The 14,501-nt window shown below is 33.0% G+C and carries 8 protein-coding genes; 1 reads left to right on the plus strand and 7 read right to left on the minus strand.

All coding sequences use genetic code 11. The annotated features are described in order from the left end of the window. Window positions 1–92: 92 nt before the first annotated feature. Window positions 93–1,874: a DUF2075 domain-containing protein gene (locus JUD45_RS02890; RefSeq protein WP_203619672.1), complete on the minus strand. Its 1,782-nt coding sequence runs from the start codon at window positions 1,872–1,874 to the stop codon at window positions 93–95. 31 nt (window positions 1,875–1,905) lie between these two features. Between JUD45_RS02890 and JUD45_RS02895 the strand changes: the two genes are divergently transcribed. Further along, window positions 1,906–2,214 (plus strand): nucleotide pyrophosphohydrolase, encoded by a 309-nt coding sequence (locus JUD45_RS02895; RefSeq protein ID WP_203619673.1) that lies wholly within the window; start codon window positions 1,906–1,908, stop codon window positions 2,212–2,214. 28 nt (window positions 2,215–2,242) lie between these two features. On the opposite strand, the gene JUD45_RS02900 is transcribed toward JUD45_RS02895, so the two are convergent. The 6 genes from JUD45_RS02900 to gatA form a co-directional block, all read right to left on the minus strand. Next, window positions 2,243–6,955 carry a type ISP restriction/modification enzyme gene (locus tag JUD45_RS02900; protein ID WP_438800468.1) on the minus strand — a complete coding sequence of 1,571 codons (4,713 nt, stop codon included), beginning with the start codon at window positions 6,953–6,955 and terminating at the stop codon, window positions 2,243–2,245. A gap of 174 nt (window positions 6,956–7,129) precedes the next feature. Then, window positions 7,130–9,016, minus strand: a complete 1,887-nt coding sequence (locus JUD45_RS02905; RefSeq protein ID WP_203619675.1) for an AbiA family abortive infection protein — start codon at window positions 9,014–9,016, stop codon at window positions 7,130–7,132. Window positions 9,017–9,163: 147 nt separating this feature from the next. Then, complete coding sequence (gene rlmD / locus JUD45_RS02910; protein WP_198177939.1) at window positions 9,164–10,531, minus strand: 23S rRNA (uracil(1939)-C(5))-methyltransferase RlmD; 1,368 nt, start codon at window positions 10,529–10,531, stop codon at window positions 9,164–9,166. 84 nt (window positions 10,532–10,615) lie between these two features. After that, on the minus strand, window positions 10,616–11,596 hold the full coding sequence (locus JUD45_RS02915; RefSeq protein ID WP_057198176.1) for a diacylglycerol kinase: 981 nt from the start codon (window positions 11,594–11,596) through the stop codon (window positions 10,616–10,618). A 19-nt stretch (window positions 11,597–11,615) separates the two neighbouring features. Continuing rightward, on the minus strand, window positions 11,616–13,037 hold the full coding sequence (gene gatB / locus JUD45_RS02920; protein ID WP_203619676.1) for an Asp-tRNA(Asn)/Glu-tRNA(Gln) amidotransferase subunit GatB: 1,422 nt from the start codon (window positions 13,035–13,037) through the stop codon (window positions 11,616–11,618). Further along, complete coding sequence (gene gatA, locus JUD45_RS02925; protein WP_203619677.1) at window positions 13,037–14,497, minus strand: Asp-tRNA(Asn)/Glu-tRNA(Gln) amidotransferase subunit GatA; 1,461 nt, start codon at window positions 14,495–14,497, stop codon at window positions 13,037–13,039. Before gatA ends, gatB begins: the two co-directional genes overlap by 1 nt. Between the last annotated feature and the right edge of the window lie 4 nt (window positions 14,498–14,501).

Genomic DNA, 14,501 nt, shown 5'->3' on the forward strand with positions numbered 1-14,501 from the left:
CATTTAATTTATCTTCTACTTTATATTTAGACACAAAAACACCCCAAAGTTTTGTACAAACTTTGGGGTGCAGTGCAGGGGTGTCTTTTTATTTACTTACTTTGTCTAAGTAATTCTTTTCTTAGTTCATCATCAACAGCATAGATGAAAAGTCCGTGCACACCACGTTTTAGTAAAACGTTTAGTTGGTTTCGAATTAGCTCAGAAGATATATCCTTTTGTTCTCCGTTTTCCATTGTTCTTTTTTCTTTAACCTGTCTATCAAAGCTTTTTGACCCATCATAAACTAATTTACCGTTTCTAAACTTAATAGATGGGCCAAGGATAACCCCACAATAATTCAAGTCAAAGCCTTGAATTGTGAATGTTGAACCAACCTCATTAATTGTTTGAGGCTGTTCAGCCCATGATAGTCCTCGATATTTCTTCTCAGCAGGTAATTGATAATTCCAAGGAAGATTAAATTTATCACCAATTGATACTCTCCATAAATCATCAATAGTAGTTCCATCATCTTGAACAACTTTATGATATTTACTGGATTTAAATTTCCAATCATAAGTTGCAACCATTCTAGATAGTCCCTTTGTTAATGACTCGATACTATCATTATGCTTCTTGATTGCATCGTACATATCATTGATATCGTCAAAAATTCTTAAATCATATTTGTCATCATATGGAATCTTTTTAATTTCATCCTTAGTAACAATATCCTCAATCCAATCAATTGTTTCTTTTGAAGCATCCATTCTATTTTGTTCAGATAATTCAATAAGTTGATGGTTTGATTTGGCTCTGTTTATTAAGTCATCAAAAAACGATTTTTCAACGTAACCATTTCGTTTTAAAACTTGCATCGGATCTAGAACCGCTACAACAACATCAGATACGCTTCTTATATCTTTTAAATGACCTGACCCTTGATATACCATGTAACCTTCGGTAAGCAGCAAATGGGCTTCATCAATCAAAGCAATATCTATTTTTGAATTTTCATCTCCAACTTGATGCTTATTTAAAAACTTCGTTGGTTTATTAACTATCGAATCTCCTAGTCTTGTTTTAATACCTATTTTCTGAGCAATGTTTTCATATACTTTCACTTGTTGATCATGATTTACGATCATATATGCTTCTTGATTTTCAGGTTTATTAAGTTCAGCAAAAAGAGAACTTAATAGAACAGTCTTGCCCGTTCCTGCAGAACCTTTAATGATAATTAAATTATCCTTGCTATGACCTTTTCGAATGTCTTTTATTTTATCAATTATTTCATCTCTAGCGTCTAGTTGTTCGTCAGTTAACTTATGAAAAGGAGATGCTTTAAAAATTGCAGAATTGGTAATATCATCCACACTTGGGAATATATCTTTATTTTTCTTAGATAATTCTTTCCAAATATTTTGAAAGATATTTCTAAAATGATCTCTTGTAAAATACAAATCTTGGTCATTTGATCTACGATTATTAAGTTCACCAATGGCATCATCACTAAGAAGATATTTCATTAATTGATTTTCAATATCTAAAGTTAACGACTTATTAAATTCTTTATGAGCAATAACGATAATTTTTGCATCATTAGAATTATTTAATTCTGTCCAATCAGTTCTATCTTCTGATTCGCTGTTTAAATGTTCTTCTGTTCTTCTAACTATATTGTTGGTTTCTCCAACATATGCTTTAAATTGACCGAACTTCTTTTTATTACCACGAATTTTATCTATAACTAGGTATACCGTTGGAAATCTGGTTATTAGTTCATGCTCTTCTTTAGTATTATTTTGTTTTAAAATTTCTTGTTTTATGTCACTATTAATATTGTAATCATATTTTCTAATAATTGGTTTAGCTATGTTGCTATCTGACATTTATAAAGTACCTACCTTAAAGGAGATTTTTATGGAATATAAAACTATAATTCAAGAATTAATTGAATTTAGAAACGACAGAGGCTGGAATGAATATCATACTCTTATATCATTATCTAGAGCTTTAGGTATTGAAGCTTCTGAAGTCGAAAAAATCTTTCTATGGAAGAAAAATGATAGCTCTCTATCATCTAAAGAAAAAGATAACTTGAAGTTAGAATTAGCTGATGTACTAATATATTGCTACTACATGTGTGAAAAACTACAAGTTGAACCTAATGATATTATACAAGATAAAATAAACATTAATAAAGGTCGAAATTGGAAATTCGGCAAATAAAAAAGACACCCTAAGGGCGTCTTTTTTATTATTCATCAATTTCGAAAGGTGGTAATTCGTCTATCAAATCAAGAGTCTTCATGCTTACTGTTATCACAGAAAGTAATAAATTCATGATGTACTTAGGATCATCACTAAATTCATTAGGATCATCTGTAATACCTGATTTTTTATCAGTTTTAACTCTGTATTGATCAATTATCCATTCAATAGCTGGTTTTCCGTTAACAACATAATTGTATGCTCTTTCCGGAATGTTGGTTATCTTAATATCATTGTTATACACAATTGTGTCTAACTCACCCTTCTTTGGATGTTTCATCTTTTCAACTAGATAACTTGGGTTATCATTTGAATATTTAATTTGAACTTCATCAATCTTATTTTGTCTTTCATAGTTTAGATGTAAATCAGCTAGTTTCTTACCGATTTCAATATATTTATTTCTATTTTTTAATTTAGGAATTCTTGGTAAATCCTTCTTTAAATCATTTTGATATTTGTTTCTATATTCAGTTGAATGAAGAACCCCATATACATAATAGAATTTATCATTGCTAGAAACATTGCTAATTTTATTATCGAATAAATTATCTTCTTCATATAAAAATCGAGGAAAATTGCGAGACTTACTAATCATATCCATAAATGTAACATTATCAGTAATAAGGGTACTGAACTCACCCTTATATCCAGCACCGGAAACATTTATGAGCTGATTATCACTTTTATTTGTTGGAAAAGTTTTAAAGGATTTTCTAGTTCTTTCATTTAAAATATGATCTCTATACAAATATTTTTTTGTAAACGGTCTATACATAGACATGATTACATTATTATCATTATAAGTTAGTTTTTCATTTCGCACAGCTGCCATCTTTAAACTAGCTGACCAACTTATTTTCCTCTCGTCATTATTAACAAAAGAACTCAAGTTTTTAACAGTTATTTTATTATGAATTTTATTTATGTTCTCAACTTCATCATTATAATTATTTATCATCAAATTAATATTTTCAGATACTTTCTGTTTAGAGAATCCGCTCACCCAAGCATCTCGATTGGTTACTATTCCTATATCTTTAATATTAAATATTGAATCGTCCTCATCAACGATTGATTGATAATTTTTATATTTTTCATCCCGCTGATTAATCCAATCGTTATTTTTATCAGGTGAAATATCCATCCATTTAAAATTAAAAATTGATGGTTTAGAACCTAACACTGTTAACTTATCATTTTGACTTAGATAATCTCCTATATCATGGTAATGAATTTTATGAGCACTAGTCCCATCTTTTATTAAAATAGATATAACTATAGATGTTCGGCTTCCAGATCCAAAAACGTTTCCCCCTTCTCTTCTTCTCAAATCACCCTGTGTTCTAGCATCACCTCTGATATTAAAAATAAATAAGTGATTAAACTCTTCATATAACGTCTTTCTTAATCCGTCAGCCGACTGGCTATCTATATATGATCCATTAGATACAAACCCAACGATTCCTCTATTACTAATTCTATTTGATGCCCATCTTATTGCAAGAACATAACTATCATACATTCCTAAAACACTTGTAGATCGAGATTTACTTACATATGTTTCAGAAATTGATTTAAATAACTCAGGATATGCTACATTTTTATTGTTATCGTTTTCACTAGATTGTCCTTTAGAGTATGGGGGGTTCCCAACAATAACAGTTATCGGCGTTTCTTGTTCCTTCTTCAATCTTTCATCATTTTCACCAAAAATTTTATCATCTAAAGTATCTTTATTTTCTGTACTTGCAAATGTATCGGTTAAAACAATACCCTCGAACTGTTTATAATCATCTTTTTCATTACCATATTCATTATTTATTTCTTCGAACGTAGATTCAATATTAATTGCAGCAATATAGTAACTTAACAATATGATTTCATTTGCATGCATATCATGCATATATTTAGATAGAATCGCATCAAAGGTTACTTCTCCATTATCAAGTTGTTTTTTGAAATGATAAAGCAATCTTGTCATGAATGTTCCAGTACCAGTGAAAGGATCTAAAATATGAACATTTTTATCGATTAAAGATTTATTGAAATATTTTCGTAATGAATCATCAACTGAGTTAACAATAAAATCTACTACTTCCACGGGAGTAAACACGATACCTAATTGTTCAGTAGTTTTCTTGAATCCTGTTCTAAAGAATTTATCATAAAGGGTTAGGATAAGTTTTTGCTTACCAGCAGCATTATCTATTCCGGTAGCTCTTAGTTTTATGGAATCGTAAAATGGTTTTAATTCGACTTGTTCCTTATCAAATCCAAACATGCTAAATGCTCCAACAACATCATTCATAGCTTTTGATACAGCATTATTTCTTACGAATGAATATTCACCAAATAACGCTTCAAAGATTGGTTCGGTAATCAAATGCTGAGCAAGCATTTCAATTGCTTGTTCTTTTCCAATACTGTTATTAATGTTGTAATGCAAACTGTTTAAAAAGTTATCAAACGCCATTTTCGCACCAGCGTTCGAATCAATAATGTCGCTAATTCTAGTAATATGTCTCTTTGCAATATCGGCAACATCTTTAGACCAATCTTCTAAATATCTTCTATCACCAACTTTTTGTACTACCTTACCGTAGAAAGCATTACGCATTTCTTGCCAGTCAAGCGGTAATTCAAGTTGTTCTGTAACATTTTCTTGTTCTGCCTTTAATCCATCTGCTTCAGTAACATTTTCATCAGGACTACTATTAACCCCAATAAGCTCAAGATTATCTGGTTTCTTCTTGTTTAAATCAATCTTATTTACTTCAGCATCAAAACGATCATCAGTTGAACGCAATGCATTTAATACTTGCCATACTTCCTTGTACTTGCTGTCGTTATCTAATGCAGTACTTGGATCTACACCTTCAGAAACAACAATTGGTAGAATAATGTATCCATATTCCTTATTTTGAGCTTTTCTCATGATACGTCCAACAGCTTGAACAATGTCAACCTGTGATTTCTTAGGACTAAAGAAAATAATTGCATCAAGATTTGGAACATCAATACCTTCAGTTAAGAATCGAACATTAGAAAGAATTCTAGCACGATTATCTTCAATATTCTCGTCACCAAGCCAATCAATTTGTTCAGTCTTTTGAAGTGCATTAAGTCCACCATCTACGTGGTGCACATCAACCATAAAGCTCTCGCTAGATTGAGTATCTAGATATTCATTAACAACAGAAGAGAATTCTTTAGAAATAGCCTTTGAATGCTTGATAGTATCTGAGAATGCGATTGCTCGCTTCATTGGAGCACCTGTAACTTCACCTGTAATTCCGTTACGTTTTACCATAGCATTCCAAACACCAATAATTTTACCGATATCATCAACTTTTAGTTGATTATCAGCAGCCATTATTTGTTGCATATCCTTATTGATGTAAGTCTCACTTACGGCTAAAACAGAAACTTTGTAATCAGTTAAATATCCTTGAGCAACTGCATCACCAAATCCCAAACGGAAGATTTCGTATCCATATTTTGCAGGATCATCCATTGAAGAAACAACAATGCTATTTTCCTCAGCTTTTTTCTTAGCATTTTGGTCATAAATCTTTGGAGTAGCAGTTTGATAAAGTCTAAGCTTACCTTTAACATTCGAATTAGAATGTACTTCTGTGAACATACTATCTTCATTTAATTTATTTGCACCAGTTGTTCTGTGTGCTTCATCAGCAATAATTAAATCAAATTCTGGATAACCCATTTCTTGAGCTTGCTTAATAACATCGATGGATTGGTAAGTTGAAAATACTACCGTCATTTCACGTCCAGTGTCTAACTCTTTTACATATTCATAATTATTAATTAGTTCGTTAACATCAGTCGTTGCTGGGAATCCAATATCTTTAGAGCTTAAATCATCTTCACTTTCTTTCCCCTTCTTTGTTGCTTTACGATCTGAGACAACAGAAAAAGAGGTCATATGAATGTCTTCACTGACATCATCATTCCAATTAAATAATGTTTGTGATAATAACTGAATACTTGGAACTAAATATAAGACATTAAACTTATTCTTTACTTGGTCCTTCATAAGAGCTTCAGTAATTTTTAAACTAGTAAAAGTCTTTCCAGTTCCCGGAGCCATGATTAATTTACCGCGGTCATGGTATTCTTCATTGCTCTTAAAATATTGAACAGCATTGTTTATTGCTTCTTCTTGGTACCCTCTAAGCTTTTTTGGCTTTTTAATTGATAAGTCATTATCTTCAGAAAATGAGAATTTACCCCAATCTACACTTGAGTTCTTCAATTGTGTTAAACCGATAATTGAAAATGGTTTTGAAGTGTTCTTTAATGTTGATTCCGCATTTTTATTCCATTCATCAGTAGTTGAAACAATAATTCCAGCTGAATAACAGTCTTTACCTGTCTCCGCAACGAAAGAATTAATTGCATCTTTGCCGACTTTGCCTTTATAAAATTTGGCTTGAACAGCTGTTAATTGACCATTAAAATCTTTAGCAACAATATCAACACCTGTATCAATACGTGATATTCCAAGATTTGTTGGAACGTCGCTTAGCATCCAGACATCTGAATACTTCTTTTTATAAATTGGTTCATTTTTTAAATACGCAACTACCATCTTTTCAAAAGCAGTTCCACGATCTCTATCATTTGTTAAATGTTCATTTATTTCATTAATTAATTCATTAAATGTTTTTGAACTCAAAATCGTCATCCCCTCAAAAGATGTAACTTATTTACATCTATATGTATATAAGCATTTTACCATTTAAATCGGTACTGTTTCCAATTAGATTAAAATTAAAACAATCATAAAAAAGCACATCCAAAAAGGTGTGCTTTTTGTTTCTTATAATAATTAGATTTCGTAAAAAGAATACTATTGCATATTATTTATTTCATTCTCGAGTTCGTGCTGAAATTCATCTAACAATCTTATCATATTATATATTTCTATTTTTTTTAAATTTTTAGAGTCTAATAACTGTGAGCCAGAATGAATTACTGGATTCTGATTCCTAAATTTATAAGTTTCTCTCACTCCATCGGCCAGTTCATTTATACGATTATTATTAACCTTATCAACTATTTTTTTAATTGATTTTGCTTGATAACTTTTTTCAAATGATACTTTTCCTTTTTTCTTTTTACTGTCATTTATTCCCAATCGAGCCATTAAATACGCTAAATGTCTATCAAAATAGTTCTTATAATAAGCAAATGTTTCAAATAAATTATTCTGATTATCATTTAATAAATACATGAAGTATAAATAATGAATGATTCTATCTTTATTCATCTTTTTTTCGATTTCATTACTATCTTCTGTTAAAGTATATTCTACATCATGTTCACAATAATCATTTATATAACAAAATAGTTCTTTATTTTTGTCTTTCAAAATCTTTTTTAAATCATTATGTTTGAATTTTCTCCCCAGCAAATATTGATATATCATAATTTCATAATATCTAGAATACTCATCACTTCTGGATTTTTCAAATACTCTACGTAAAAAGTTCTTTATTAGGTATCCATCATTACTATCAAGCAACATTTGTATAAATTGTTTTGGATAATGCCTGAATATGCTTAATTTATTTGATAATTCTGTAAGATATTGCACCACCTCATTTTCATGAAATAACCCTTTATTCTTATAGAGTAACCAATTAAAAATCTCAGTATAATGAAACGAATATTTATTATTCCCCATGTTTTTTTTCAATACATCTTCGACTTCCTTATGATCTGGAAAATCAGGAAGATTATTCAATTCCTTAAGCATTTTTACAAAATCGTCTTTTGAAAATAGCTCTTTATAGTCAACATCTTCTAAATTAACTATATAATCATAAATATTTTTATAAAGTTCTTCATCTATGTTCTCAGATACTCCAAAACCTTGTTTATTAATATTTATATTAACTCCAATATCTATTGATGCATTCTGTATTGATTGAGTTATCTGTTCCTTTACCATTCTGATATCTTTACCATCACAATTAAAAACTATATATAAATCATCAACATACCTCAACAATTCAAAGTCTTTAGAATCTAGAAAGCTTTCTATTCTTTTAGTAATATTCCTATCATATTCTGTTAAGTAGAACATGGTCGCTATAAAAGAAATTCCAGTATTATCCATTATTATTGGCATTCTATTCTTACCAAAATATTCTAATAACTTTTTATAAAAGTAAAGTGATCTGATATCCTCTCCATCACACATTTTCTCGATATTCTTAAATAAATATTCTAGTCGTATATTTGGATAAAAATTACTTATATCCATCTTGATATAATAATCATATTGGCTTTTATATTGTTTTAATGCTACTGTAAATCGTTCATAACTTTTTGAGTAATTTAAATCCTCTGTATCATAATCACCAGCATATAACTTACTATGTATATCATCTTTATATTCTGATTTTAAATTATTATGAAAATGTCCTCCAAGTACAATAAAAAATAAAAAAATTATAGGAGTGACCAAATTTATTTCTCTCAAAGTTCCATCATTTTTTGTAACAACAGTCTTATATGATTTTAGCTCTTGATTATTTAAGAAAGCACATGTTCTTATATAATCATCGAAAAACCTTCTAGATAGAATCATTTCTCTGGTTTTTTCATCCATTTTAGTGAATGGATATGATTGTATATATTTACATAAGACATTATTATCAGTTTCAAAATACATACTGATATACTTATTCCATTCTTCATAAGAAATACTTATAAAATCATTTTCGTTCAACAATATGTACCTACCTTTTTACCATTTTTTATATGTATTTAGTATAAATATTTGTGAGTACTTAAACAACAGCATTTAATAAATAGTTATATAATTTTAATCTTAAACTAAAAAAGACACCCTGTCTCAGGGTGTCTTTTTTTTTATCTATTTCTTTTCAAATACAGTCACTGATTCAACGTGAACAGTTTGTGGGAATTGATCAACTGGTTGAACTGGTTGAGTAATTTCATAACCGTATTCAGCTAAACGACGAGCGTCACGTACTAATGTTGATGGGTTACATGATACATAAACAATCTTCTTAGGTGCTACTTGAGCAGCACTGTCGATGAATGATGATGCAAGTCCCTTACGTGGAGGATCAACCATGATAACATCTGGTTTCAATCCTTGTGCTTGCCATTTTTCCATTTGGTCTTCAGCACTACCTGTTACAAAAGTAGTGTTGTTGATGTGGTTCTTTTGAGCGTTAATCTTAGCATCTTCAATGGCTTCCTTAACGATTTCCACACCGTAAACCTTCTTAGCATGTTCAGCAACTGCTAGTGAGATAGTACCGATACCACAGTAAGCATCGATTACGGTTTGAGTACCATCTAGTTGAGCCTTTTCAATTGCTAGAGAGTAAAGTTTTTCAGTTTGTTCAGGGTTAACTTGGTAGAATGAGTTCAATGAAATAGCGAACTTCAATCCAAGTAGCTTGTCTTCGATGTACTTCTTACCATCTAGGCAAACAGTACTCTTACCTAACAATCCGTTACCATCTGACAAGTTGATGTTTTGCATGATACTTGTCACTTCTGGTAAGGCTTCCTTGATTTCACGCACGATGATATCAACCATTGGAATCTTCTTGGTGCGAGTAATTAAACCAATCATCATTTCGTTAGTGTAATGACCTCTTCTAACCATGATGTTTCTAATCACACCACTGTGCTTAGTTTCATTGTATGGTTCGATATGGTACTTACGTAGGATGTCTCTAACAACAACAATCGCCTTGTCGATTTCTGGATCTTGAATGTAGAAATCTTCAATGGTTACTAGGTCGTGTGAATGCTTACGGAAGAAACCAGTTTGTAGTTTTCCATTAATTGAACGAACCGGAATTTGCGCCTTGTTTCTGTAATGGGTTGGGTTATCCATCCCAATAGTTGGCAATACTTCAACATCCATCTTGGACTTATCGAAAAGTTCTTGAATTTGGTGTTGTTTGAATTCCAATTGTGCATCGTATTTTAGATGTTGTAATGGAGCGATTCCTGTACGAGTATAGTTTCTATCGATGTTTTCTACACGATCTGGTGATTTAGTTAGTAACTTTTCTAACTTCGCGAAACCAAAGTTTTGGTTAACTTTGATTACCTTAATCAAAGCTTTTTCGCCTGGAAGAGTGTCTTCAATAAACAAAGGATAATCCTCAATCTTGGCTACTCCCAAGCCTTGGTAAGTTAAGTCGATAATATCGACTTCATATTCTTCGTTCTTTGTAACTGGTGCTTTAAATTTCATATTTACCCCTTTTTCTAAACAAAAAAGTTTTGTTGTAATCTTCTAAAATAATCATACAACAAAACTTTTCGTTTTTAAATTCCACTATGATAATTTATCAACTTTATCGACGAATTCTCTTTCGGCCTTTTCAGCATCAAAACTGATAGACTTCTTTGGCATTTCATCGACATTAGCAAACATTTCAATATGTTGCTTTAAGTCAACAAACGTCATTGGTGCGTCGCCACCATATTCACCGTCCAGGTTAATTTGCATCTTGTCTTCGACAGGATTAGCAACTAACTTGCTGGTCTTTTTGTAAATGATTCGAGGGTCATTGATATGGCGACCACCACTTAAGACTTTCGCAAGCAGTTGAACAATTTCAACGATGTTACTGGTCTTAACAATAATCATTGTAAACTTACCATCATCTAACTTGGCGTCAGGAACAATTTGTTCCAAACCACCGATTGAGTTAGTCATGGCAAGTAAAAACATTGAAGCTTTACCTTTGAATTCTCCACCATCATATTCAAGATCCATTTCGATTGGCTTAATTCTTGGAAGCAACTCAGCTCCACGAACTAGATAAGCCAAGTAACCAAAAATGGTCTTTAAATCTGAAGGAACATCGTAGGTTAATTCGGTTAACAAACCTCCACCAGCGATATTCATGAAATATTTTTCTCCAGCTTTACCAATGTCCATGTTGAAAGTTTGACCTTTCAAAACAACTTTGGCCGCCTCAATTGGATTTTCTCTTGGAATATGCAATGCACGGGCAAAGTCATTGGTAGTCCCAGCTGGAATAATTGCTAGCTTAGGACGTTTTTCTAGTGGTGCAATCCCATTAACAACTTCGTTAATAGTTCCATCCCCACCAGCAGCAACAATCAAGTCAAAGCCATCTAGTGATGCTCTCTTGGCTTCATCGCGTGCTGAGTTAGGTTTAGGAGTGGTTGCGTATGCACTAGTTTCATAACCAGCTTCTTCGAAAACAGCGAGAATATCAATCAGGTTGCGTTTCAAAGCCTCACGGCCAGATGTTGGATTGTATATTACACGTGCCCTTTTTTGCATTTCCAAATTCTCCTAAACTTTATTTATTAATGGATGCCATTAATAACTTGTTAACAACTTGTGGGTTAGCCTTACCACGAGTTTGTTTCATAATTTGACCAACTAAGAAACCAATAGCACGGTCTTTACCATTATGGAAGTCTTCCACAGATTGTGGGTTGTTTGATAGCACTTCATCAATAATTGGTTGTAATTGTGCTGGGTCTGATAATTGAACCATTCCGTTGTCTTCAACGAACTTCTTAGGTTCTTTACCTTCAGTAATACCCTTGAAGACTTTCTTAGCCATCTTAGATGAAATAGTACCGTCTTCAATTAGCTTAATCATTGTAGCTAAGTTTTCTGGTGTAATTTCAGTTTCAGATAGGTCTTTTTGTTCATCATTCAAGTATGCGTTAACGTTAACTTGTAGGTAGTTAGATGCCATCTTAGGATCTGCACCTAATTTAATCATGGCGTCGAAGAAGTCAGCCATTTCCTTAGTTTGAGTAAGAACCATTGCATCGTAGTCCTTCAAACCAAATTCGTTAACGTAACGTTGACGACGACTAGCTGGCATTTCAGGCATTGAATCGTTAATTTCGTTGATCCATGCATCTGTGATGTCTAGTGCTGGTAGGTCAGGTTCTGGGAAGTATCTGTAATCATCCGCACCTTCCTTAACACGCATTAGGACAGTCTTACCAGTTGTTTCATCGAAACGTCTAGTTTCTTGTTGAATTTCGCCACCAGCCATGATTACACGTTGTTGACGTTTTTCTTCGTATGCAAGACCTTTTCTTACGTAGTTAAATGAGTTCAAGTTCTTTAATTCGACCTTAGTACCGAATTCTTTTTGACCGTATGGGCGAATTGAAACGTTAACGTCCACACGCATTGAACCTTCTTCCATCTTAACGTCAGAAATTCCTGTAAATAGGATTCTTTCACGTAAAGCTTCAAGGTAAGCATATGCTTCATCAGGTGAAGCGATATCGGGTTTTGAAACAATTTCGATAAGTGGAGTACCTTGACGGTTCAAGTCAACGTAAGAGAACTTGTTTCCGTGGGTATTCTTACCGGCATCTTCTTCAATGTGCATTTCTTCGATACCGATTTTCTTCTTTTTACCGTCTACTTCGATTTCAATCCAACCATCATGCGCATCAGGAGTATCCTTTTGTGTGATTTGGTAAGCCTTTGGGTTATCTGGGTAGAAGTAGTTCTTACGATCAAAGTGAGGGTATTTTTCAACTTCAGCATGTAGTGCTAAAGCAGCCATAATACCTGATTTAACAACACCTTTGTTGGTTGATGGTAATACCCCTGGGTATCCCCAATCAATTACGTTGGTGTTTAAGTTAGGGTCAACCCCGTATTGTACGGGAGATGGACTGAAAATCTTAGAGTTAGTCTTTAATTCAACGTGGACTTCTAGTCCAATTGTAGTTTCAAAGTTCATTATTGTGCTCCCCCCATCTTTGGATCTTGCTTATGGAAATCAGTGTTTTGTTCGAAAGCGTAAGCAGCTTGGTATAGAGTTGATTCATCAAATGGCTTACCGATTAATTGCATACCAATTGGTAGTCCGTCTGAGAAACCTGCAGGAACTGACATTCCTGGAAGACCTGCCATGTTAACAGGAATGGTTAAAATATCATTCATGTACATAGTGATTGGGTCTTTTTCATCCTTCAAGCTGTAAGCTGGAGTAGGAGCTGTTGGAGTTAAGATCACATCGTAATCTTGGAAAACCTTCTTGAAGTCGTCAATGATTAAAGTACGAACTTCAGCGGCCTTCTTGAAGTAAGCATCAAAGAAACCAGCTGATAATGAGTAAGTACCAACCATGATACGACGCTTAACTTCGTCACCAAAACCTTGTGAACGACTCTTAACGTATAATTCTTCTAGGTTCTTAGCATCTTGTGCTCTGTAACCGTAACGAATACCATCGAAACGTTGTAAGTTTGATGATGCTTCTGAAGGAGCAATGATGTAGTAAGCAGCTACACCGTACTTACTGTTTGGAAGAGATACTTCTTCAACAGTTGCACCTAATTCACGGTACTTGTCAGCAGCGGCTAAAATAGCGTCTTGAACATCTTTATCAACACCTTCACCTAAGTATTCCTTAGGTAAAGCAATCTTCATACCTTTAACACCTTTATCGATGTTTTCAGTAAAGTCAGGAACTTCCTTGTTTGAACTTGTCATATCATGTTCATCTTTACCGGCAATGGCATTTAGAACGACGGCGTTGTCTTTAACAGTTCTAGTCAATGGACCGATTTGGTCTAAACTTGATGCGAATGCAATTAATCCCCATCTAGATACACGACCGTATGTTGGTTTCATACCAACGATACCGTTAAATGATGCTGGTTGTCTGATTGAACCACCGGTATCTGAACCTAGTGATACTAAGACATCCCCTGCAGCAACTGCAGCAGCAGCACCACCTGATGATCCACCAGGTACCTTGTCTAAGTTCCATGGGTTCTTAGTCTTGCCATGGAATGAAGTTTCAGTTGAACCACCCATGGCGAATTCATCCATGTTGGTCTTACCAATGTTGATAGTGCCTGCTTCTTTCATCTTAGCCACGGCTGTACCATCAATGATTGGTTTGAAGTTTGATAGCATCTTTGAACCTGCAGATGTTAATACACCCTTGGTTAACATGTTATCTTTCATCGCAACTGGAATACCTGATAATACGTTATCTGGGTCAATTCCGGCCTTATCAATTTCTTGGGCTTGCTTAATTGCATTTTCTTCATCGAAAACGACGAAAGCGTTAATATCTTCATCGTTCTTCTTAGCATTTTCAATTGTTTGTCTTGTTAATTCTTCGGCGGTAATATCACCATTAACTAGGCTTTCGTGAATGCTAAAAATATCTTTTCCTAAATAGTCCATCTTC

This window comes from Apilactobacillus nanyangensis (assembly GCF_016861915.1).
In the GTDB taxonomy this organism is placed as follows: domain Bacteria; phylum Bacillota; class Bacilli; order Lactobacillales; family Lactobacillaceae; genus Apilactobacillus; species Apilactobacillus nanyangensis.

Excerpts from the sequence above, each read along its gene's own strand:
- JUD45_RS02890 (WP_203619672.1), bottom strand. The coding sequence starts at position 1,874 with ATGTCAGATAGCAACATAGCTAAACCAATTATTAGAAAATATGATTAC.
- JUD45_RS02895 (WP_203619673.1), top strand. The coding sequence starts at position 1,906 with ATGGAATATAAAACTATAATTCAAGAATTAATTGAATTTAGAAACGAC.
- rlmD (WP_198177939.1), bottom strand. The coding sequence starts at position 10,531 with ATGAAATTTAAAGCACCAGTTACAAAGAACGAAGAATATGAAGTCGAT.
- JUD45_RS02915 (WP_057198176.1), bottom strand. The coding sequence starts at position 11,596 with ATGCAAAAAAGGGCACGTGTAATATACAATCCAACATCTGGCCGTGAG.
- gatB (WP_203619676.1), bottom strand. The coding sequence starts at position 13,037 with ATGAACTTTGAAACTACAATTGGACTAGAAGTCCACGTTGAATTAAAG.
- gatA (WP_203619677.1), bottom strand. The coding sequence starts at position 14,497 with ATGGACTATTTAGGAAAAGATATTTTTAGCATTCACGAAAGCCTAGTT.